Origin of the sequence: Alcaligenes sp. 13f, assembly GCF_020496585.1 — a bacterium.
Classification (GTDB): Bacteria; Pseudomonadota; Gammaproteobacteria; order Burkholderiales; family Burkholderiaceae_B; genus Alcaligenes; species Alcaligenes phenolicus.
The window spans coordinates 1-18,900 of record NZ_JAHKKC010000009.1; the positions used below are offsets into that span (position 1 = coordinate 1).

19 protein-coding genes are annotated in these 18,900 nt (G+C 56.3%); 7 read left to right on the forward strand and 12 right to left on the reverse strand.

Annotated features, from left to right (window positions below; translation table 11 throughout):
• Positions 1-587 (forward strand): Smr/MutS family protein (locus KOE80_RS09335; RefSeq protein ID WP_226348967.1); only part of this gene is annotated, 587 nt, incomplete at its 5' end.
• A 249-nt stretch (positions 588-836) separates the two neighbouring features.
• On the opposite strand, the gene KOE80_RS09340 is transcribed toward KOE80_RS09335, so the two are convergent.
• The 4 genes from KOE80_RS09340 to KOE80_RS09355 form a co-directional block, all read right to left on the reverse strand.
• Positions 837-1,163 carry a tetratricopeptide repeat protein gene (locus tag KOE80_RS09340; protein ID WP_009456744.1) on the reverse strand — a complete coding sequence of 109 codons (327 nt, stop codon included), beginning with the start codon at positions 1,161-1,163 and terminating at the stop codon, positions 837-839.
• 215 nt (positions 1,164-1,378) lie between these two features.
• On the reverse strand, positions 1,379-2,425 hold the full coding sequence (locus tag KOE80_RS09345; RefSeq protein ID WP_226348968.1) for a peptidase M29: 1,047 nt from the start codon (positions 2,423-2,425) through the stop codon (positions 1,379-1,381).
• A 68-nt stretch (positions 2,426-2,493) separates the two neighbouring features.
• Complete coding sequence (locus tag KOE80_RS09350) at positions 2,494-3,825, reverse strand: MFS transporter (protein WP_226348969.1); 1,332 nt, start codon at positions 3,823-3,825, stop codon at positions 2,494-2,496.
• 59 nt (positions 3,826-3,884) lie between these two features.
• A complete protein-coding gene (locus tag KOE80_RS09355; RefSeq protein WP_009456753.1) occupies positions 3,885-4,382 on the reverse strand; it encodes a flavin reductase family protein in 498 nt (165 codons plus the stop codon).
• 291 nt (positions 4,383-4,673) lie between these two features.
• Here KOE80_RS09355 and KOE80_RS09360 point away from each other — a divergent pair, with 291 nt between their 5' ends.
• Together KOE80_RS09360 and KOE80_RS09365 are read left to right on the forward strand one after the other, a co-directional pair.
• Positions 4,674-4,979 (forward strand): Dabb family protein, encoded by a 306-nt coding sequence (locus KOE80_RS09360; protein ID WP_083053248.1) that lies wholly within the window; start codon positions 4,674-4,676, stop codon positions 4,977-4,979.
• 147 nt (positions 4,980-5,126) lie between these two features.
• Complete coding sequence (locus KOE80_RS09365; protein ID WP_083053247.1) at positions 5,127-6,023, forward strand: PaaX family transcriptional regulator C-terminal domain-containing protein; 897 nt, start codon at positions 5,127-5,129, stop codon at positions 6,021-6,023.
• 14 nt (positions 6,024-6,037) lie between these two features.
• Here the strand turns inward: KOE80_RS09365 and KOE80_RS09370 are convergent, their stop codons facing one another.
• The 3 genes from KOE80_RS09370 to icd all read right to left on the reverse strand — a co-directional run bounded on the left by KOE80_RS09370 (position 6,038) and on the right by icd (position 10,175).
• The gene (locus tag KOE80_RS09370) at positions 6,038-7,372 is read right to left on the reverse strand and encodes a carboxylesterase family protein (protein WP_226348970.1); all 1,335 of its coding nucleotides are present in this window, start codon (positions 7,370-7,372) and stop codon (positions 6,038-6,040) included.
• Between the two features lie 3 nt (positions 7,373-7,375).
• The gene (locus tag KOE80_RS09375) at positions 7,376-8,611 is read right to left on the reverse strand and encodes an acyl-CoA dehydrogenase (RefSeq protein ID WP_060186448.1); all 1,236 of its coding nucleotides are present in this window, start codon (positions 8,609-8,611) and stop codon (positions 7,376-7,378) included.
• Between the two features lie 307 nt (positions 8,612-8,918).
• Positions 8,919-10,175 carry an NADP-dependent isocitrate dehydrogenase gene (gene icd, locus KOE80_RS09380; protein ID WP_026483219.1) on the reverse strand — a complete coding sequence of 419 codons (1,257 nt, stop codon included), beginning with the start codon at positions 10,173-10,175 and terminating at the stop codon, positions 8,919-8,921.
• Positions 10,176-10,442: 267 nt separating this feature from the next.
• On the opposite strand from icd, the gene KOE80_RS09385 reads away from it, so the two are divergent.
• The gene (locus KOE80_RS09385; protein ID WP_009456762.1) at positions 10,443-10,871 is read left to right on the forward strand and encodes a DUF1841 family protein; all 429 of its coding nucleotides are present in this window, start codon (positions 10,443-10,445) and stop codon (positions 10,869-10,871) included.
• Positions 10,872-10,885: 14 nt separating this feature from the next.
• On the opposite strand, the gene KOE80_RS09390 is transcribed toward KOE80_RS09385, so the two are convergent.
• Positions 10,886-11,254 carry a c-type cytochrome gene (locus KOE80_RS09390; RefSeq protein WP_226348971.1) on the reverse strand — a complete coding sequence of 123 codons (369 nt, stop codon included), beginning with the start codon at positions 11,252-11,254 and terminating at the stop codon, positions 10,886-10,888.
• A gap of 16 nt (positions 11,255-11,270) precedes the next feature.
• The gene (locus KOE80_RS09395) at positions 11,271-11,627 is read right to left on the reverse strand and encodes a c-type cytochrome (protein ID WP_009456766.1); all 357 of its coding nucleotides are present in this window, start codon (positions 11,625-11,627) and stop codon (positions 11,271-11,273) included.
• A 216-nt stretch (positions 11,628-11,843) separates the two neighbouring features.
• Here KOE80_RS09395 and KOE80_RS09400 point away from each other — a divergent pair, with 216 nt between their 5' ends.
• From KOE80_RS09400 to KOE80_RS09410, 3 genes are read left to right on the forward strand one after another with little or no spacing between them, the layout of a single operon-like run.
• Positions 11,844-12,701: an AAA family ATPase gene (locus tag KOE80_RS09400; protein WP_009456767.1), complete on the forward strand. Its 858-nt coding sequence runs from the start codon at positions 11,844-11,846 to the stop codon at positions 12,699-12,701.
• 1 nt (position 12,702) lies between these two features.
• A complete protein-coding gene (locus KOE80_RS09405) occupies positions 12,703-13,323 on the forward strand; it encodes a GNAT family N-acetyltransferase (RefSeq protein ID WP_083053245.1) in 621 nt (206 codons plus the stop codon).
• Positions 13,313-14,485 (forward strand): vWA domain-containing protein, encoded by a 1,173-nt coding sequence (locus tag KOE80_RS09410; RefSeq protein ID WP_009456769.1) that lies wholly within the window; start codon positions 13,313-13,315, stop codon positions 14,483-14,485. Before KOE80_RS09405 ends, KOE80_RS09410 begins: the two co-directional genes overlap by 11 nt.
• Before the next feature lie 126 nt (positions 14,486-14,611).
• Here KOE80_RS09410 and KOE80_RS09415 read toward each other — a convergent pair whose 3' ends face one another.
• From KOE80_RS09415 to KOE80_RS09425, 3 genes are all read right to left on the reverse strand, one after another.
• Complete coding sequence (locus KOE80_RS09415; protein WP_031232639.1) at positions 14,612-15,325, reverse strand: DUF2968 domain-containing protein; 714 nt, start codon at positions 15,323-15,325, stop codon at positions 14,612-14,614.
• A 61-nt stretch (positions 15,326-15,386) separates the two neighbouring features.
• Entirely contained in the window at positions 15,387-16,790 is a 1,404-nt protein-coding gene (locus KOE80_RS09420) for a sigma 54-interacting transcriptional regulator (protein WP_009456771.1), read from the reverse strand.
• 20 nt (positions 16,791-16,810) lie between these two features.
• Positions 16,811-18,883, reverse strand: coding sequence for a pilus assembly protein TadG-related protein (locus KOE80_RS09425; protein ID WP_052159418.1), 2,073 nt, complete (start codon positions 18,881-18,883; stop codon positions 16,811-16,813).
• Between the last annotated feature and the right edge of the window lie 17 nt (positions 18,884-18,900).

The following is an 18,900-nucleotide window of genomic DNA, read 5'->3' on the forward strand; positions in this document are numbered from 1 at the left end:
CAGCGGCCCAAGACCCCGTTTCCTTATTGGACCCCAGCGACAGGGCCTGGCTACGCCAGTCCATGCGGGACGTCGCCCCCTTGAAAAAACGCGGTCAAAGCGTAGTCATGAGCCGTCCTGCGGCTAGCCCGGAACAGTTGGAGCAACGTCGTCGCCACGCGGTAGGTGCGCCCACCAGTACGCCCGCCCTGCCCCAGGCCTCTGACCAATATGTCAGCGTGCAAGGTGAAAGCAACGATATACGACATTTGCGTGCTGGCTGTGGCACCGATGTCTTGCGCGATCTGGAACGCAACCGTTGGCCGATTGAGTCCAGCCTGGATTTGCATGGCTCGGATCTGGAACAGGCCCGCGAGCGACTGGACAACTTTCTGCGCTCCTGTCTGGAGCACGGCGTGCGCTGTGTACGAATTGTCCATGGCACGGGCTACGGCTCGCGCAATGGCGAACCCGTTTTGCGTCATGCCGTGCGTCGCTGGTTAACCCAGTTGCCCAGCGTTCTAGCTTATATGGAATGCGCGCCCAACGAAGGTGGGCAAGGTGCCGTCAAACTGGTGCTGCAAGCCATGTCCGAACCCGGCGTTTGATTTTTTCCATTAGGTACAGACGTAAAAAAGGCCAGCTTTCGCTGGCCTTTTTTTTGTTGTTGTTATGTTGTACTGCCTATTGCTTTTATAATAGTGACCGTTTTATTTCGGTCTTTATTGCCCAGCGTTGCGGGGCTATGTCTCCTCACCTGCATGAAACGTATTGTGCCCCATTTATAAAGCTGTCACACTTAGGGAATGCACTGATACCCGCATGGTAAGAAAATATCAGTCGCCCATTCGCAGTCTTTATTCTGCTGCCTGGTCCAAAGCCTTCACGGCCCGCTTCAAAAACACCTGCATTTCTTTCTCAGCCTGCTTGTCGCCCTGCTCTTGGGCAATCACCAAGCCCTGCTCCAGAATTTCCCTGGCCTGTTTGAATTGCTCCAGGTTCACCAGCACCCGGCCCAACAGCTTCCAGGCTGCGGTGTAACGCGGATTCATTTCCACGGCTTTGGACAAATGTTCGCGAGCCGCTTCCAAATCGCCCTCACCCATACATGCATTGCCCAAGCCAAAGCGCAACAAAGCATTATCCTTGCCTGCCGCCAGTAGCTTCTCCAATCCTTCGCGCATAATCCGTACCCTTGAAAACAAAGCAAGGCTGGGTCGCGCTGCCTTCACACAAAACAAAATAGCAGCAACGACACGCCTGCACAGCTTGATGACTATTGAACCATCTAGCCATAAACCATTGAGCTTGGTTTTGTACCACGGAATATCAAAGGGCGGCCTCAGCCGGCCGGGCTCTGTAGGTCCATTCTCCTGCTGGTACCGCCCTGACTAGCGCTTTAGGCCAGATCGCCTTGCAACACCCCCTTGCTGACAACTTCACGGCCATCCAGGCTAACCGTGCAATTGCGCATTGGGTAGTCGAAGTGGCAATCGGAGAAACGACCCGCCGCTGGATTTGCGCCCGTAGAGAAAAGGAAGTTACCGGCAAAGGCGCGCAACTCGGTTCCGTTGGTATCGCGCTTGTCATACATGGCCATGGAGTCCCAGCGTGCCGCCGGCGCCATGCCCCAGCCCACATGACTGACCGCATAGGCATCCTTGTCATTCCAACTGGCGTAATAGGAGCGGATCAAATCGGCATCCACGCCCTTGCCCTCAATAGCCACGACATAATCGTTTTCGATGCGCAGGGTCACCGCCGATTCCAGATAGCGCTTGAAGGTCAGGTTCACATCTCCACTATCCAGCACCAGCGTGCCATTCACACTGCCATTGCTGGGGTAGCAAATGCACAGGCCAGCAGGCCAATACCCAAAGCTGCCCGGCTTGTCGGCAATCCCGGCACTGCCGCGCCCGATCACACCCGCCAGGCTGACCGTCAGGTCCGTGCCGGCTTCGGAGCTAATGTGCATGACACTGGCATCGGTAATCAGCTTGCCGCCAATATCGCACTTGCTTTGCAAATCAGGACTGGGTTTGACCCGTTCCAGAATCTCGGGATGCTCGTCGCTAATCATCATGATGCGGGCACCTTTGGCCAGCAGTGCGGCACGCTCGGGCGAATGCAGCAGCCCTTCTACGGTGCAGTCCACAATGAACTGGCTGCCTGCCAAAGCCTGGACAATCGGGTCCATACCTTCCAGCGCCAAAGACGTCCCGGTCGAGCGCAGGGCAATATTGCTTTTCAGTCGTGGTGAGACCAGTTTCACATGGCAAACCCGTGCGCCCAATTGCGTCAGGGCCAACTCAGCCAGCTCGGCCAGCACGGAGCGCGATTGCGTCTCGGACAGCACGACAGCCATCTCGCCGGGCTGCACCTTGCACAGTCCAAACACCTCTACAAAATCAGCAATCCACTTGCCTTCAATATGCTCACGCAACATCTCACTACTCCTAGAAAATTCAAAAAAGGCGCTGCGCGGTTCGTTCAACCGGGCAGCGCCTGTACACATCAGTCGTGCAAATCCTTGCCCTTGGTCTCGGGCGAGGCAATGGTGGCCCACAGGGCCAGAACGCACAGGCCGATCAGGTACCAGTCAAAAACCTGCTTTTGATTGATGGAATGCAGCCAGGCTTGCAAATAGGGAGCGGTCCCGCCCGTCAGGGCACCAGCGACCGAATAGGGCAAGCCCATGGCAACCGCACGGATACGAGTCGGAAACTGCTCGGGGAAAAAGGCCGGCATGATGGCGGTGGGTGCCGAGATCAACAGCATGCCGCCCGCCATGAACACCACCAGACGCCAGATCTCGCCCTGGCCGCCGGTCAGCACCATGGTCAGCGGGATGATGCTGATGATTGAACCGATGGAGAAGAAATACCAGTTCGCCTTGCGACCAAAACGATCCGAAAATGCGCCCCAGAAAATCAGGCACAGAATCAGGAAAAGATTGGCCCCTACCCCCACCCACATCACTTTGGCGGCAGGCATGCCCAGGGAGGTAATGGCAAAGGTGGGCGCCATGATGGCCCAGACGTAATACAGCACGGTGCCGCCGGCCGACAAGGCAAATACGCGCAAGCAGGCACTGCGATACTTCCAGACCTCCGACCAGAACACGCGTGCGCCCGGGCGCGCCGTTTTGCCTGCCGCTCGCGCTGCGGCCTGACGGGCTTTGAACATGGGAGTTTCATCCAGCTTTCTACGCAGATACAGCGCATATACCCCCAAGGCCCCACCCAAGACAAAAGGCACACGCCATGCCCAGGCCCGAACAACATCCTCACCCAGCAGACTGGTCAGGCAGGCACTGAGCAACACAGCCGCCAATACCCCGATCGTGACAAACACAAACACGGAGGAAGACCACAGCCCACGTTTATGAGCAGGTGCCATTTCGGTGACATAGGTGAAGGAAGAAACCACCTCCCCACCGTGGCCAATCCCTTGCAACAAACGGCCCATCAACAAGAACAAGGCGGCAATCGGCCCCACCATGTCATACGTAGGAGCAATACCAATCACCAAACTGCCCAAGGCTGTCACCAGCATGGACAGGGTCATGGTGAAACGCCGCCCCTTGCGATCGGCCAACCAGCCAAAAAAGATGCCTCCCAGCGGGCGCATGAAAAAACCCACAGCAAATACTGCCAGTGTGCCCAGCAAAGCCGCCAGCGGGTCCTCACTATAGAAAAACTGCTTGGCAAAATAGGCGGCAAAAATCGAATAAGCCGTCCAGTCGTACCACTCCAGGGCGTTACCCGCCCCAACCCCCAAAATAACGCGTCGACGCTGCGCGGCAGTCATGGGCTGCTCGCGCAAAGATGGTGTATGTGCGTCCAAGAGATGTCCCCTTCACTGTGATAGTTATGCTTCTTGTTTATTGTTTTTGATCCGGTGGCTCAGGCCACCAACTGCGTGAAACGAGAACGATGAAAGATCAGTGGCGAGATTTCGCGCTCGATCTGCACATCGTGGATAAGCAATTGCACGGCATCGTGGTCCCCGGCGGGATGCACTTGAAAAACACTGCAGTCAAACCAGACTGATGCCCCTTGTATATGGACGGCCCCCTCCTCGGTCAGCTCGACCTCGATATCGCTGAATCGGCTGTCCTTGTCCGGTCCGGCCAGCTGACGGCAAATAGCCGCATGTTCAGCACTCAAAATTGACACCCCCAGACGCGAGGCGCGAGACAGCAGCGCCCAGGTCGAGGAACTTTTCTGCACAAAAAAGGCGGCCAAAGGCGGATCCAGCGAAACCCCTACGGAAAAACTGGACGCAACAATGACTTGCGGCTTGCCATCGAGTACGGCGGCAATGGCCGCTACCCCGGATGGAAAATGTCCGAAGGCTTCGCGCACCACCCTGGCTCCCAACCCACTTATGTTTTCTTTCATGACGATGACTCTGCTCAGGCGTTAAAGACCCAAAACCCAAAATGAGGCGAGCTCTGCGACAACACACTCGCTTGGCCTAAATTCTGTTTCGATCGTCATTTATTTGCAATAACAAAATAGGCAAATAAGGATGGTTTTTGTTGAATTTAGGTATTAACCCTATGAAAATTCGTCGTTTTAAAAGCTATAGGCCTATACAATTCAACCGAATATTATTGCGTATTATCTTTCGTCATTATTTATTTGCAATAATTAATGAGCTTAAAACCTCTCGGAATCCACAAGGACAGCATGTATCTACATATCGTTTTGATGGCACCCCACACCCCTGTCAGCCCGGAACTCGCCCCCAAGCTGGACCAGGCCTTTATCCGCATACATCAGGAATGCTCCGGCATAGAACGCTTTGAATGGGTGCCGAACCTGTCACGCAGCTCGGCGCGCTACAGCCATGCCCTGCTTTCTGTATTCCGCACTCAAGAAGCACTGGACGCCTACAGACAGAGTGATGCTCACCAGGCCATGCTGGATGCCATCGCCCCGCACATTCAGGACATCGTCGTGCTGGACAGCGTGCTGGAGAAAAGCCTGCCCTAAGAAGCTCAAGCTGGCGCCCTGGCAAACAGGACGCAAGCAGCCCCAGTGCGGCTACGCTAGCGCCGCCGGGGCACGCACGGTAAAATGGCCCGCTACAAACCTACTATCAAAAATGGGTAGCAATCAGCCCCACCACCGGAAAACAGAATGAAAGCAAGCGTCGCGATTGATGAGTTCATCGCTAGCCGAGACCATGGCGAGCACGAGCAACTTGCCCCGCACCACTACATTCTGACGCTCTACGGTCTGTTCGCCCGCCCCACCGGCGTCATCATTCCCGTGGCCAGCGTGGTTCAACTACTGGCCGACCTGGGTGCTGAACCGTCCAGCGTGCGCTCCGCCATTTCCCGGCTCAAGAAAAAAGGCGTGCTAGTTAGCCAACAAGCCGCCTCGGGCAAAGGCTATGCCTTGGCAGCCGAACTGGAGCCGCATATGCAGGCCGGTGATGAACGGATTTTTTCCTCGCCCTCCATGAATATTCGGGACCCCTGGCTGCTGGTCTCCTTCTCCGTTCCGGAAAGCGAACGCCAGAACCGTCACAAGATTCGTACAGGCTTGGCTCGCATGGGGTTTGGCACGGTAAATGCGGGCCTGTATATAGGTCCGGCGCGCTTGCAGGCAGAGGCTGTCGAGTACATACGCGAGCACCAGCTCTGGCCCTATATTGAGCTGTTCACCTGCGAACCCAGCGGCCTGAGCGATATTCAGGAAAAAATCTCCCGCTGGTGGAATTGGGACAAGCTGGCCAATGAGTACCAGTCCTTCTTGAACTCGTATCAACACGAAGTTGAAGCGTGGCAAACCGCTTTACGCCAAGGCACGGCCGACCCTTTGGAAGCCTTCCGACTCTATATGCCTATGGTGACACGCTGGCGCAGACTGCCCTTTCTGGACCCAGGCCTGGCACCCGAGCTATTGCCAGACAACTGGGTAGGCAATACAGCCCGCAAATTGTTCGGTGATTTGCATCGACTGCTTAGTCCCTTGAGCTCGCAACACGTGCAGCAGGCCATTCCAAACTGGAAGGCCCGCGGCACGGAGTAAACCTGCTCCTTTAGTCAGGCCCCCGCAAAGCGTGCGATGTCGCCCATCAAATCCTGGGCGACGCGCTCAAACCGCTCCGACGTCACCCCCTGCATCATGGGTGCATCCCGCCAGGCCCGGAAGTTGCCAAACTGGAAAGGCAAATCAAAACAATGCCCGCTGAACACCGCTTCAAGCGGGCTTTGTTCCATGAAGCCACTCCAGACCACCGAGCGCCCCGCTGCTTTCAGACTAGCCGCATACTGCGTGGGAAAACGCTGGAATTGCAACCAGGACGACGCGGCCACCACTTGCTGATACGGCGTCAGACCCGAACCTACTCCCTGATACACCCCATTTCGCAGCAGGCTGTCTGGCAAATCTCCCACAGGCCATACACCCAAAACCTGATCGACCTGCTCTTGCGTCGCCTGCCGATGAAAAGGCACGTCAAAAAAGAACACCGAGGACTCTTGGGCAGTACAACGCAGATACACCGCCTGCGCATGGCAGGCTTGGGCCGCCCAGTCAGGATTCAAGAAGTCGGGCGGCATCCCGGCGCTGGCCACAGGCAAGAATGCCGAAGGAGCATGAGCCAAACGTGGCGGCTCTTTGTCCAAGGCCATCATGCCGTGCTGCATCAAGATATCCACGTTCGCCGTCAGCCACTGATCACCCAAGCTTTGTCGCAGGCGCTCTGTGGTTTTTCTTTGTTGCTCGGGTGACCACGGCGTGCGCGTTCCCATGCTGAGCAAAGCAACACGATCAATCCAACCTCGTGTGGACTCCAGCACGCTGAGCAAATGCGCATACCAGCCACCCGCCGATTGCCCCATCAAGGTAATCTTGTCCGGGTCTCCGCCAAAGGCATGGATACGATCTTTCACCCACTGCAGTGCCAAGAGCAGGTCGGCTGCCGGCAAAGGCAAATCATCAGCTTGTGCATCGCCCAGGTGCCCCAAGGCACCCAGACGGTAATTCACATTGACCACCACCATGCCCTGCGCTGCCAGGCGGGTGCCGTCATACCAATCCAAAGAAGCGCCGCCACTCATCCAGGCTCCACCGTGGATAAAGAACAGCACAGGCAGACCTTGCGCTTGGGCGGGAGCCCACACATTCAGAAAATAAGCATCTTCAGATTGCGGATTGGCACTGCCTGCGCCCATCACCGCCGCAAGGCGGCTGGGGCGCTGCGGGAATAAGGGCACCTGGTCCAGAGAGGTCGCTGCCACTCGCCCCGTCGCCGCCTGCGCCGCTTCAAAACGACGCGTACCCTGGGCGTAACGCAGGCCATACCAGGCCTGCACCTCTACGCCATCGGCATGACAACGTCGCGAGGGAGCATTGACCAGCAATGTCGCCGTCATGGTTTAGAGCTTGTTGGAAATGTAAGGCGTACCGGTCATGCCGTTACCGTGTAGCTCATAACCCATAGGGGCGGTAATCGAAGCATGGCGAGTACCTGTATTGATATCCCGCCACATACGGCCCAGCAAACTGTTTTCCGCAAAAGAGGCCGTGCCATGTAACCAGCACAGATTGTTCACCGCATCCACCAGTTCGTGTCCGGCATGGCCGATTCCGGCGCGGTGACGAGCACGTAGCTCCAAAGGCATGGGCACGGTGCCAGAGGCAGCAGCATCAATTTGAGCCGCAGCGCGTTCCAGCAATAAGCGGGCACCATCAATCTGAATACTGGCCGTTCCCAGGTTCTGCACAAACGCCCCTGAATCCGACTGCTTCTTATAATGGGTATAGGTAATGCCGCGCTTGCCACTGACACCAGTAGTGAAATCCACGGCGGCTTGCGCGGCCCCTAAAGATGGCGCTTGAATGCAGGTGGACATGGTCAGGTGCGGCGTCAAACGACGACCAAATGTAGCCAAGGGATCTTGCTCCTGCACATCGCCCATCAGTTGCTGAAACGTAATCAGGCGCTCTTTGGGCACCCACAGGTTTTCTGCCACCATGGTGTTGGAGCCCGAGCCGCGCATACCGATGGTGTACCAGGTATCCTGAATTTCAAACTCATCACGACGCATCAGCACAAAGCCCACGGTGGGCTCGACCTGCTCGTTTTCCTTGATGAACAAAATCCCCAGTGCCCAGTCCGAGTGATTGCTGTTCGAGGCAAAAGGCCACTTGCCCGTAATGCGCCAGCCATCGCCATCCGGCGTTGCCGTGCCTTGGGGTTGGGCAAAAATGGACGCCGCACGGATTGGACCGTCTGCAAACACCTCATCGAGCATGGCATCGCTAAAGCGGTTGGCCAGCATGACCGAACCATTAGAGATCACCACACACCAGGCTGCTGCCGGATCGTAATAGCCCACGGCGCTGGCACATTGCAAGAGCATCTCCGCCCCACCCTCATAACCGCCGTAGCGCTTCAAGGCCGAAATGCGCCAGGCCCCGGTGGACTCCAAAGCCTGAACCGCCTCGTCTGACAACATGCGATTACGGTCAGCCTGCGGGGCCAACTCACGTAGCAGCGGGCCGATCTCATGGATGCGCCCCAGAATCTCCTCTGTCTCCTGACGGGATGGTGCCTGGGTAACGGTGATCCGCTCGCGCTCGGCGACCAATGTAGCTCCTGTGATAGTCATAACAGCTCCTTAGAATTATTTAATATGGCAAATTTATAGCTATCGTTAGCCAATCGCAATATCAATAATCATGAAAAACGCTAAACCCGCTTGTTTTATTGAGTTTATTCGGGTTTTCACCTAGTAAAAATCATGAACCAAGCTTATTCTTAATTGCATAAAAGTAACGATCAAAAATATTTTGAGCACAAGCAAAGCAGAAAAAAGAGAAAAAAATGGCCTGCGCCAGCATGAGACAAAAAAAAACCGCCGACCCGAAGGTCGGCGGTTTCTCATGTAGAAAACCGGCTTTAACAGCCTGTATTCATTACATGTTTTCGATCATGACATCGCCAAAGCCGGAGCAGGACACTTGAGTCGCGCCTTCCATCAGACGGGCAAAGTCATAAGTCACTTTACGCGAGGTGATGGATTTTTCCATGCTGGAGATGATCAGGTCAGCAGCTTCGGTCCAGCCCATGTGACGCAGCATCATTTCGGCAGACAGGATCAGCGAACCGGGGTTCACGTAGTCTTTGCCAGCGTACTTGGGAGCAGTACCGTGGGTAGCTTCGAACATGGCCACGGAGTCGGACAGGTTGGCACCGGGAGCGATACCGATACCACCCACTTGAGCAGCCAGAGCGTCGGAGATGTAGTCGCCGTTCAGGTTCAGTGTGGCAATAACGTCGTACTCGGCAGGACGCAGCAGAATCTGTTGCAGGAAGGCGTCAGCAATCGAATCCTTGACGATGATCTCGCGACCGGTCTTGGGATTCTTGAATTTGCACCATGGGCCGCCGTCGATCAATTCAGCGCCAAATTCCTTTTGAGCCAGTTCGTAAGCCCAATCACGGAACCCACCTTCGGTGAACTTCATGATGTTGCCCTTGTGAACGATGGTCACGGAAGAGCGATCGTTGTCGATGGCGTACTGGATGGCCTTGCGCACCAGGCGCTCGGTACCTTCGCGGGACACAGGCTTGACACCGATACCGGAGGTATTGGGGAAGCGAATCTTGTTCACGCCCAGGGTGTTTTGCAGGAAGTCGATCAGCTTCTTGGCGCTTTCGGACTCGGCAGCAAATTCAATACCGGCGTAAATGTCTTCGGAGTTCTCGCGGAAAATGACCATTTCGGTCTTTTCTGGCTCACGCACAGGCGAAGGAACACCCTTGAAGTAGCGCACTGGGCGCAGGCAGACGTACAGGTCCAGTTGCTGACGCAGGGCCACGTTCAGGGAACGGATGCCGCCGCCAACGGGAGTGGTCAGAGGGCCTTTGATGGACACGACGTAGTCTTTAACGGCATCCAGAGTTTCTTCTGGCAGCCAGACGTCGGAACCGTACACCTTGGTGGATTTTTCACCGGCGAACACTTCCATCCATTCGATCTTGCGCTTGCCGCCATAAGCCTTGGCAACAGCAGCGTCGACCACTTTGATCATGACTGGCGAAATATCCACACCCGTACCATCACCCTCGATGTAAGGAATAATGGGTTGATCGGGAACATTCAGGGAAAAATCCGCGTTAACTGTAATTTTCTGCCCCGACGCGGGGATCTTGATATGCTGATAGGACATGGATGCTCCAGTTGTGCTCCAATATTAGGGATAGCTAAACACGGAACGCTTTCGCGTTTCCGAAGTCTTATATAAGAGTTTAACTTAATTCGCGCGTATTCAGGCACCTGTAAACTCAAAGCTTGCCAAAAATGCTTGCATTCTTGGCAACTTATCCATTCTACACGGCCCCGATTGCAGCTTGTGCCGGCCTTGCGCCCCCACCATTTCACGCAAAACACGCGCCGAAGATTCGCATTTTCTGACTATTTTTATCTCGATTCCACCATGTTCAACCCCTCTCGCGAGCAGGTTCGCCAATTTTTCATTGAAGCTTGGGACAAGCACCAAAGTGGTCATCTGCTGACCGCTCTGGAAACCATGGCGGTGGATCTGGTGCAACAGCACCCTGAATACCACGACGACTTGCGCAACGCCGACGCCGTCAACCAGGACTATTCCGTGGAGCAAGGACGCAGCAACCCCTTCCTGCATCTGTCCATGCACCTGGCTATCAATGAACAACTGTCCATTGACCAGCCTCCAGGCATCAAGGCAGCGTATCAGCGCCTATTGACCCGGCACGATCAGCACGCCGCAGCGCACATCATTATGGAAGCGCTGGGCGAGGTGATCTGGGAAGCACAACGTCTGGGCACACCGCTGAACAACGAGCGCTATATCGAATTGATTTTGCGCCACAGCACGCGCGACTAAAGTCGCAGGCTGCCTTACTTTCTATTGCTCAAGGGGCCGGGCTGACGCGACAGCCATACGGAGATACTGTCGATATCCGCCTGGCTCATGGTATTGGCCATAGCCCCCATAACGGCATTCTTGCGGATATTGGACGTTGCCGGTGCCCCGGCCTGCCCACGCTTGTAAGCCATCAAGGCTTGCCGCAAATAATCGGCATGCTGACCGGCCAGAATGGGATATTCCGGGTTCAAGGGCGTTTTCGCATCGTCACCATGACAGGATGCGCAATTCAGATTCTTCCAGGCTTCCCCGCCTGCCTTGGCCAGATCCTCAGCGGCTATTGCCTGACCGGCCACCCCGGCCATCAGCCCCATTGCCACCAGCAAGACTGCTTTTCTCATACGTGCCTCCCCGTCCTCAAGGTTTGTTGCCCGCGTAATACGCGGCAATATCCGCCATGTCCTGTTCGGACAAGCTCAGCGCAATGGCTTGCATGGTGGGGAAGGTTCGAGCGCCGCTGGCATACTCCTTGAGCGCTGCTTCTATATAAGCAGCCCCCTGCCCGGCAATCATGGGGACGTGATAGACCTCGGGAAAGCTGGCCTTGTAACCGGGCAAGCCATGACAGCCTATACACATGGAGATCTTGTCGCGCGCCGCCTCGGGATTGGCCTTGATCGGCTCGGAATCCTGCGCCTGGGCTGCCCAGGGCAGACAGGAGCTTGAGGCCAGAAGAAAGAAAGAGACATACCGCTTCATTTGCAACTTCATCATCGCTATTCGCTTTGTCGTGGAGTTGAAAACGGTCCGGGTCAGGCTCTGCGTCTATTGCAGCAAAAAGGAATCAACGCGACACCTGGCTCTGTGATGCTGACCGACGAGTACTGAGTCGATTGTATGATAATTGCCAAGGATGACTGATACTAGTATTTATACCCGAGTTTCTATTCTTGACAGATCAACATTTTAAGTACAAGTTTGAGCCGATTTATGACTACTACGACCCGTTTTGAAGGCACCGATCAGTACGTTGCCACTGATGATTTGAAGCTGGCCGTCAACGCCGCTTTGACGCTACAACGTCCTTTGTTGATCAAAGGCGAGCCCGGCACTGGCAAGACACTGCTGGCCCTGGAAGTGGCCCGCGCCCTGGGACGCCCCCTGCTGCAATGGCACATCAAGTCCACCACCAAGGCCCATCAGGGCCTGTATGAATACGATGCGGTGTCGCGTCTGCGTGACTCCCAGCTGGGCGATGAAAAAGTCCGCGACATTGGCAACTACATTGTGCAAGGCACCTTGTGGCAAGCGTTTGAGTCCGAGGAACCCACGGTTGTTCTGATCGACGAAATCGACAAGGCTGACATCGAGTTCCCCAACGACTTGCTGCAGGAACTGGACCGCATGGAGTTTCATGTCTATGAGACTCGCCAGACCGTCAAGGCGCGCCATCGTCCCTTGATCATCATTACCTCCAATAATGAAAAAGATCTGCCCGACGCCTTCCTGCGCCGCTGTTTCTTCCATTACATTCGCTTCCCCGAGCGCGAAACCATGGAACAGATTGTGGCGGTGCATTACCCCAATCTGCGCAGCGACATTCTGTCCAGCGCCCTGGATACCTTCTTTGCCCTGCGAGATGTCCCCGGTCTGAAGAAAAAGCCGTCTACCTCGGAATTCCTGGACTGGCTGCGTCTGCTGCTGGCCAACGACATTCCTGCCGATGCCCTGCACGAGCTGGATGAAGGCTTGCCCCCTATGGCCGGTGCCTTGCTGAAAAACGAACAGGACTTGTCCTTGATGCAACGTCTGGCCGCCATGAGCCAACGCAGCCAGCGCCGGAGCTGATATGCAAACAAGCGCTTTTTCCCAGCCATTGGCCCCCGTGACACTGGAAGGATGGGACGTGCGTCTGGAGCCTTTGCAATTGGCGCACGTGGAGTTACTGGAAGCCGCCGCTGCCGATGGCGAACTTTGGAATGTACGTGTAACCAGCGTGCCCGCCCCCGGCCAGGCCCAGGACTATGTAAAAAAGGCGCTGGACGGCCTGGAGCAAGGCCATATGCTGCCCTTTCTGGTGCGTGACCTGAGAACAGACCGGGCTGTCGGCACTACGCGCTATCACGACATTATTGCGCCAGTGGCCCGCCTGGAAATCGGCTATACCTGGTACGCCCGCAGCGCCCAGCGCAGCCACGTCAATACCGCGGCCAAACTGCTCCTGCTGCAACATGCGTTCGAGACCTTGGGAGCCGGAGTCGTGGGCTGGCGTACCGACCACCTGAATTTCAAATCCCAGCAAGCCATCACCCGGCTGGGAGCGCGTTTCGATGGTCGTGTCCGCCACCATGCCATCCGGCGCGATGGCACGATACGCGACACCATGTTCTACAGCTTGATGGCAGGCGAGTGGCCCGATACCCGCGCCCACTTGCTGGACAAACTAAGGCAGCACAGCCATGTTGCTTGATTTCTTCTACCACCTGCGCGAACGCGGCCTGCCGGTCTCCATTCAGGAGCACCTGACGCTGCTGGACGCCTTGTGCAAAGGCATCATGCCGCCCACGCTGGACGATTTTTATCACCTATCCAGACTGGTTCTTATCAAAGACGAAACGCTTTACGACCGCTTTGATCTGGCCTTTGGCGAGTTCTATCAGCCGCAGCTGGAAGCGCTGGCCAAAGATAAAACCCTGCCCGAGGACTGGCTGCGCAAAACCCTGACGCGCAACCTGACTCCGGAACAGAAAGCCGCACTGGAAAAGCATGGCTTGGAAAAGCTGCTGGAGATGTTCAAGGAACGTCTGAAAGAGCAGCAAGGGCGTCATGCAGGCGGCAACAAGTGGATTGGAACCGGCGGCTCCTCGCCGTTTGGACATGGTGGCTATCATCCCGAAGGTATCCGCATTGGTGGCCCTTCGGCAGGAAACCGTACTGCTATCAAGGTCTGGGAAAAGCGCGAGTTCGTGGACTACGACGACCAGCAAGAGCTGGGCACACGCAACTTCAAGATGGCGCTACGTCGCCTGCGACGCTTTGCACGCCAAGGTGCCCCTACCGAGCTGGATCTGGACAGCACCATACGCGAGACGGCTCGCAATGCGGGCATGCTGGATTTGCAAATGCAGGCCGAGCGACAAAACCGCGTCAATGTGCTGATGCTGCTGGATATAGGCGGCAGCATGGATGACCACATCGCCCAGGTTGAATCCCTGTTCTCGGCCGCACGTTCCGAATTCAAACACCTGGAGGCCTACTACTTCCATAACTGCGTGTATGAATCGGTATGGCGGAACAATTCACGCCGCCAAAGCGAACGACTGGAAACCTGGGATTTGCTGCGCAAGTACAACGAGGACTGGCGCGTCATTATCGTGGGCGATGCCACCATGAGTCCTTACGAGATCATGGCCCCAGGTGGTTCTGTCGAGCACTACAACAAGGAAACCGGCGCAGCCTGGCTGCAAAGACTGAACGACCACTGGCCACGTATTGCCTGGCTCAACCCCGAGCCGCAGGCCTACTGGCCCTACCGCCAATCCATTGCCATCATCCAAAACCTGATGTCCGACCATATGTACCCCGTCACCAGCGCAGGGCTGGAAGAGGCAATGCGGTACTTGTCGCGGTAGCATCAGACCTCTATCAAGCAGCAAGTTAAAAGACCCGAATTTCGGGTCTTTTTTTATTTACGATTAAAAAACCCGCAGAGTCTTGCGACTGTGCGGGCTTTCAATCAGGCTTTGCTATTGCAGCGATCAGCGACCTCGTTGACGCTGCAACATCCCGGCACGCTGTCGCTCCAGATCCTTGATCTGACTCTGCAATTCACGCAACTGCTCTCGGGCTTCACGCTCTTGTTCGGCCAGCGCCTGGGCTTCGCGACGGGACTCCTCGCGCTGAGCAATGGCCAAGGCCTCTTGCTGACGCTGCAACGCCAAGTCGTTCTGCAGCACGGTCAGTTGATCGGCGCTTTCATTCAATTGCTTTTCAGCCTTGGCAACTTCAGCCTGCAGCTTGATGCGCTCCAGATCGGCGGCGGCATAGTCCACCGTGTCCTGACGGTACTGGGTGTACATGCGCTCGGCCAGGGATTCGTCGGTGGTCTTGAAGACGCGCCAGAACTCACGCTGCTGGAACAGGGCCACGTAGTAGGTCATGCTTTCGGCAGAGAACAACAGACTGGCACCGAAGCGGCCGTTATAGGCGGTACGCAGCTCTTGCACGGCACGGGCCTGAATCAGCTGCTGCAACTGAGCCACAGTGGTGTTTTGATAAGCCGGGGCCGCTGCGGGCGCTGGAGCAGCGGCTGGAGCCGCAACCGGGGCTACCTCTTCAACCTCTTGTTCCTGGGTTTGCGCGACCACGGGCCGCTCTGGCTCCTGCACCAAAGACACCGAGCTGCACGCTGACAATAAAAGAAGTCCCCCCAAGGACAGCAACACCGCCGTCTTCTGACTAAGGTTCACCATACCCATCCCTTGATAAACAATTTTTTTGTGTTTAGCTTGATACACAGAATCAGCCCGTATTCTAAACGCGGCTTGTCGCATCTTGTGCCTTTATGTTGAATTTGCGCATCTTTTCCCACAAAACTTTACGAGAAATCCCTAATACAGCAGCGGTATCCTGCCGTCGCCAGTTCTGGGTATCCAGAACCGAAATAATACGTGCACGCTCTTCCTGCTCCTGTGCGCTCAGGCTGATGACGGGCTCGGGCCGCTCCAGAATGGGCGCACCTTCAGGCAAAGCCAGAGCCGGGGCCATAACGGGGGCATTGAAACGTTCCAGCACTTGCCGCAACTGCACCGACTCCCAGGCCCCAAACTGCTTGCTCATGACAGCAACGCGCTCCACCAGATTAGCCAGCTCGCGCACATTACCGTTAAAGCGCATGCTGCCCACCGCATCCAGAACCCATTGAGGGATGTCCTCGACGTCACACTCCAGGGCCTGTTCCAGCAAGGCGCAGAAAATGGCGATTTTTTCCTGGGAGCCACGCTGTTCCAGATTCGGAATCAGCAGCTCAACCACGGCCAAACGGTAATACAAGTCCGCACGGAACTGGCCTTGTTGCACCAGTCCCAAGAGGTTTTTGTTGGTGGCAGCCACCATACGAAAATCTACTGGGATCTGTTGTGTCGATCCCAGGCGCGTTACCGAACGCTGCTCCAGCACCCGCAGCAGCTTGACCTGCTGGTGCAAGGGCAAGTCCCCGATCTCATCCAGAAACAAGGTGCCTTGATCCGCCTGCTCGAAATAGCCTTTATGAGCACCAATCGCACCTGTAAAAGCCCCTTTCGCGTGGCCGAAGAAGTGGGCTTCAAACAGGCCCTCAGGCACCGCCCCGCAATTCACCGGAACAAAGGGCCCTTGCGCTCGTGAAGAACGCTCGTGCAGCAATTGAGCGATGCGTTCTTTGCCCACACCTGTTTCACCATGAATCAAAACACTGGCCCCGCTATCGGCGTACATATCCGCTTCAGCAATCAAGGCCCGCATCACAGGCGATACGGCTACTAATGGTTGAGGACCACCTTGCCCTTCGCGCTCGACCTGTGCGGTCAGCCCGGCCAGCTTGGCCACCAGAGTACGCAGCTCGGCCTGACTGAAAGACAGCGGCAAGGTATAGGAGTAGGCCGAGGGGTAAAAACGCGGGTCGTAGCCTCGGTCCTCCGAGGCCACCCAGATCACCGGAATGGCGTGCTCGACCAGCCACTGGTGCTGCTCAAAACGTCCCTGGGCCATCACACTGACGGACACCAATGCAACCGCATGGCGCGTGGGATGACGCTCGGCGTCCAGCACCAGGGAAGGCTCTACGCGCATGACCGCTACCGAACTGGGTTCCATGGCGCGCTCGGCACGCGTCACCAGATCGGAACTACCCTCCCAGACGTATAAAACGGGTTCATTACCCATAAAGCTGACGCTCATTGCTGTATTCGCCTCCCGCCCTATTGCACCAGATAGGCAGTACCGCACTGCACATCATGAAGTTTCACATCCGCCTCGACCAGGCTCAGGCCCAGCAGCTTCAGCAGTTCTTCCAGCAGCGCGCTCAAACCTTGCAATACAGGGTCTAACAAAGCGACAACCAAACTTAGAACGGCACCCACCAGGTTGGAGTCTTTAAAGACCAGCACCTCTACCGCGCCTGTCCGGCATTCGCGCATGGCTTTCTGGCCACCTATACCGCCAATCACACAAGCCAGATCGCTCAAGGGAGCACCCAGCAGGGTTGTCAGCAAATTATCGACAAAGCCCAGAGTTCCGCCCAACACACCAATCAAACCGTTCTGGCTCATGGTGCGGGACAGTTGCTCCATGCGTTCCTTGGACCAGTTCATCTCGTTCACAACGGCAGAAATTGAGCGGCCCGCCCCATCACCGACCAGACTTTCTGCCATCTGACGTTTACCGGAAGCGCCACTCCAGGGCGTGTTCAGCAAGTCGCCCAGAATGCCTGACAGAACCGCATCGGAGAGCAGGCGCACACTGCGGGACAAGTCCAGCTGAGTTGCGTTCACGGTTGCTTCCGAAGGCTCGCCCGGAGGCGCGGTCAGCGTCACATGAACCGGGTTTTTGGTATCAATCAGGGGCAAGGTGACTTTGGCAGTCAACGGCAAGATACCCAGCACATTGATGACACGATGGCGCTGAATCTGCCCGAAGGATTCGTCCTTGCAGCTATTGCTGGTCGAAAAGAAATCCGAATGCGGGAACTTGCCCAGACACACATTCACCAAGGAGGATTTGACCGCAATCGTGGCCTGATTCTCGGCAATCGGGGCACGACAGATATTGACGAGCTCCCCAGTGGCTTGGGACAACTCGATAATGACCGGCAAGCTGACTTCGGTTCCCAGCACCTTCAGGATCGGGCCGGCCAATGGAATCTTGGAAGTATCCAGATTCAGATAGACTCGCACACCTGCCGAGTTCGCTTTAGTGCCTATCCCGCCCATGGCGATGCTGGGCGGCTCCACAACCCGCACTCGCAAATCCAGGGCGTTATTGAACATATTGGTCAAACCGGAAGGCAGCGCAGTCAGGTTCAAATCAATCAGATTCTTGCCATTGGCCACCACCAGTCCCGTGTTGACCAGTTGCAGCACGTCCAGGTTCACATTCAAGGCCGACAAGGGATCCACACCATCGATCAAGGCCAGAATACCGCCATCGCCCAGCAGTTTGACGGGCAAATCCAGAGGCCCGACGCCCAGCAACAAGCGGATGTATTCCTGCAGGGCCCCAACGTCCAGACCCAGTGTTTTTTGCTGGTCCAGCAAGGCCAGGCTGGCACTTAGCAAATCGGCCAAAGTCAGCTGCTCCAGCCGGGCCAATTCTTCAGGTGTACCCACTCCTGCGATAACCGTGGCGGGCAATCCCAAGGCTTTCAACAAACCGGAAGGCGTAATCTTGGCATTGACCAAACCGGCCGAGTCCAGCACCGTCAACTGGTCCGGGCGCAGGCCCACGCCGCGCAGCAGGTTATAGACCAGACCATTGCGCTTCAAGGACAAAAGGCGACTGCCCACGGAGAAGGTCGCAACCGGCTCACTGTTCTTGGCGGTGGCAACCGCCTCAATCACCGAGGAAGTAAAGAAAGGGAACAGGGAAGGCGGCTGATAGCTCAAATGCACGCGCACGGAATCAGCGGGCAAGGAAGAAACAAAACGCTGGGCCGGATCACTGTGGCTGCTATTCCATTTACCGCAAAAGACTTTGGCACCATCGCCCGTCAAACCCGCAGCAGGCGAATCGGGCTGGCTATTCAGGCTGAACCTGGCCATGCTTTCACCTTGCTGGCAGCCCAGCGCATCCCCGGAACCCAAGGCCTGCGCCCCCGCCAGTGCAGCCAGGTCAGCCGCGTTTTGCAGCCCCCGCTTCACATGGAAGTTATGCCCCAGGTGCGCCGCCCCCAGCAACACCAGCCCCACCAGTAACGCGGCGGCTGCAGGCACAATAATGGAACCTTGCTGCTTATGTGCCTGCTCGCTCTGGGTTCGAGTTCTTCCCCATTTCATCTCGCTCTCCTGACCCA

Bases quoted from the DNA above. Each gene is read 5' to 3' on its own strand.
- KOE80_RS09340 (WP_009456744.1), bottom strand. From the start codon at position 1,163: ATGCGCGAAGGATTGGAGAAGCTACTGGCGGCAGGCAAGGATAATGCT.
- KOE80_RS09345 (WP_226348968.1), bottom strand. From the start codon at position 2,425: ATGTTGCGTGAGCATATTGAAGGCAAGTGGATTGCTGATTTTGTAGAG.
- KOE80_RS09355 (WP_009456753.1), bottom strand. From the start codon at position 4,382: ATGAAAGAAAACATAAGTGGGTTGGGAGCCAGGGTGGTGCGCGAAGCC.
- KOE80_RS09360 (WP_083053248.1), top strand. From the start codon at position 4,674: ATGTATCTACATATCGTTTTGATGGCACCCCACACCCCTGTCAGCCCG.
- KOE80_RS09365 (WP_083053247.1), top strand. From the start codon at position 5,127: ATGAAAGCAAGCGTCGCGATTGATGAGTTCATCGCTAGCCGAGACCAT.
- KOE80_RS09370 (WP_226348970.1), bottom strand. From the start codon at position 7,372: ATGACGGCGACATTGCTGGTCAATGCTCCCTCGCGACGTTGTCATGCC.
- KOE80_RS09375 (WP_060186448.1), bottom strand. From the start codon at position 8,611: ATGACTATCACAGGAGCTACATTGGTCGCCGAGCGCGAGCGGATCACC.
- icd (WP_026483219.1), bottom strand. From the start codon at position 10,175: ATGTCCTATCAGCATATCAAGATCCCCGCGTCGGGGCAGAAAATTACA.
- KOE80_RS09385 (WP_009456762.1), top strand. From the start codon at position 10,443: ATGTTCAACCCCTCTCGCGAGCAGGTTCGCCAATTTTTCATTGAAGCT.
- KOE80_RS09390 (WP_226348971.1), bottom strand. From the start codon at position 11,254: ATGAGAAAAGCAGTCTTGCTGGTGGCAATGGGGCTGATGGCCGGGGTG.
- KOE80_RS09395 (WP_009456766.1), bottom strand. From the start codon at position 11,627: ATGATGAAGTTGCAAATGAAGCGGTATGTCTCTTTCTTTCTTCTGGCC.
- KOE80_RS09400 (WP_009456767.1), top strand. From the start codon at position 11,844: ATGACTACTACGACCCGTTTTGAAGGCACCGATCAGTACGTTGCCACT.
- KOE80_RS09405 (WP_083053245.1), top strand. From the start codon at position 12,703: ATGCAAACAAGCGCTTTTTCCCAGCCATTGGCCCCCGTGACACTGGAA.
- KOE80_RS09410 (WP_009456769.1), top strand. From the start codon at position 13,313: ATGTTGCTTGATTTCTTCTACCACCTGCGCGAACGCGGCCTGCCGGTC.
- KOE80_RS09415 (WP_031232639.1), bottom strand. From the start codon at position 15,325: ATGGTGAACCTTAGTCAGAAGACGGCGGTGTTGCTGTCCTTGGGGGGA.
- KOE80_RS09420 (WP_009456771.1), bottom strand. From the start codon at position 16,790: ATGAGCGTCAGCTTTATGGGTAATGAACCCGTTTTATACGTCTGGGAG.
- KOE80_RS09425 (WP_052159418.1), bottom strand. From the start codon at position 18,883: ATGAAATGGGGAAGAACTCGAACCCAGAGCGAGCAGGCACATAAGCAG.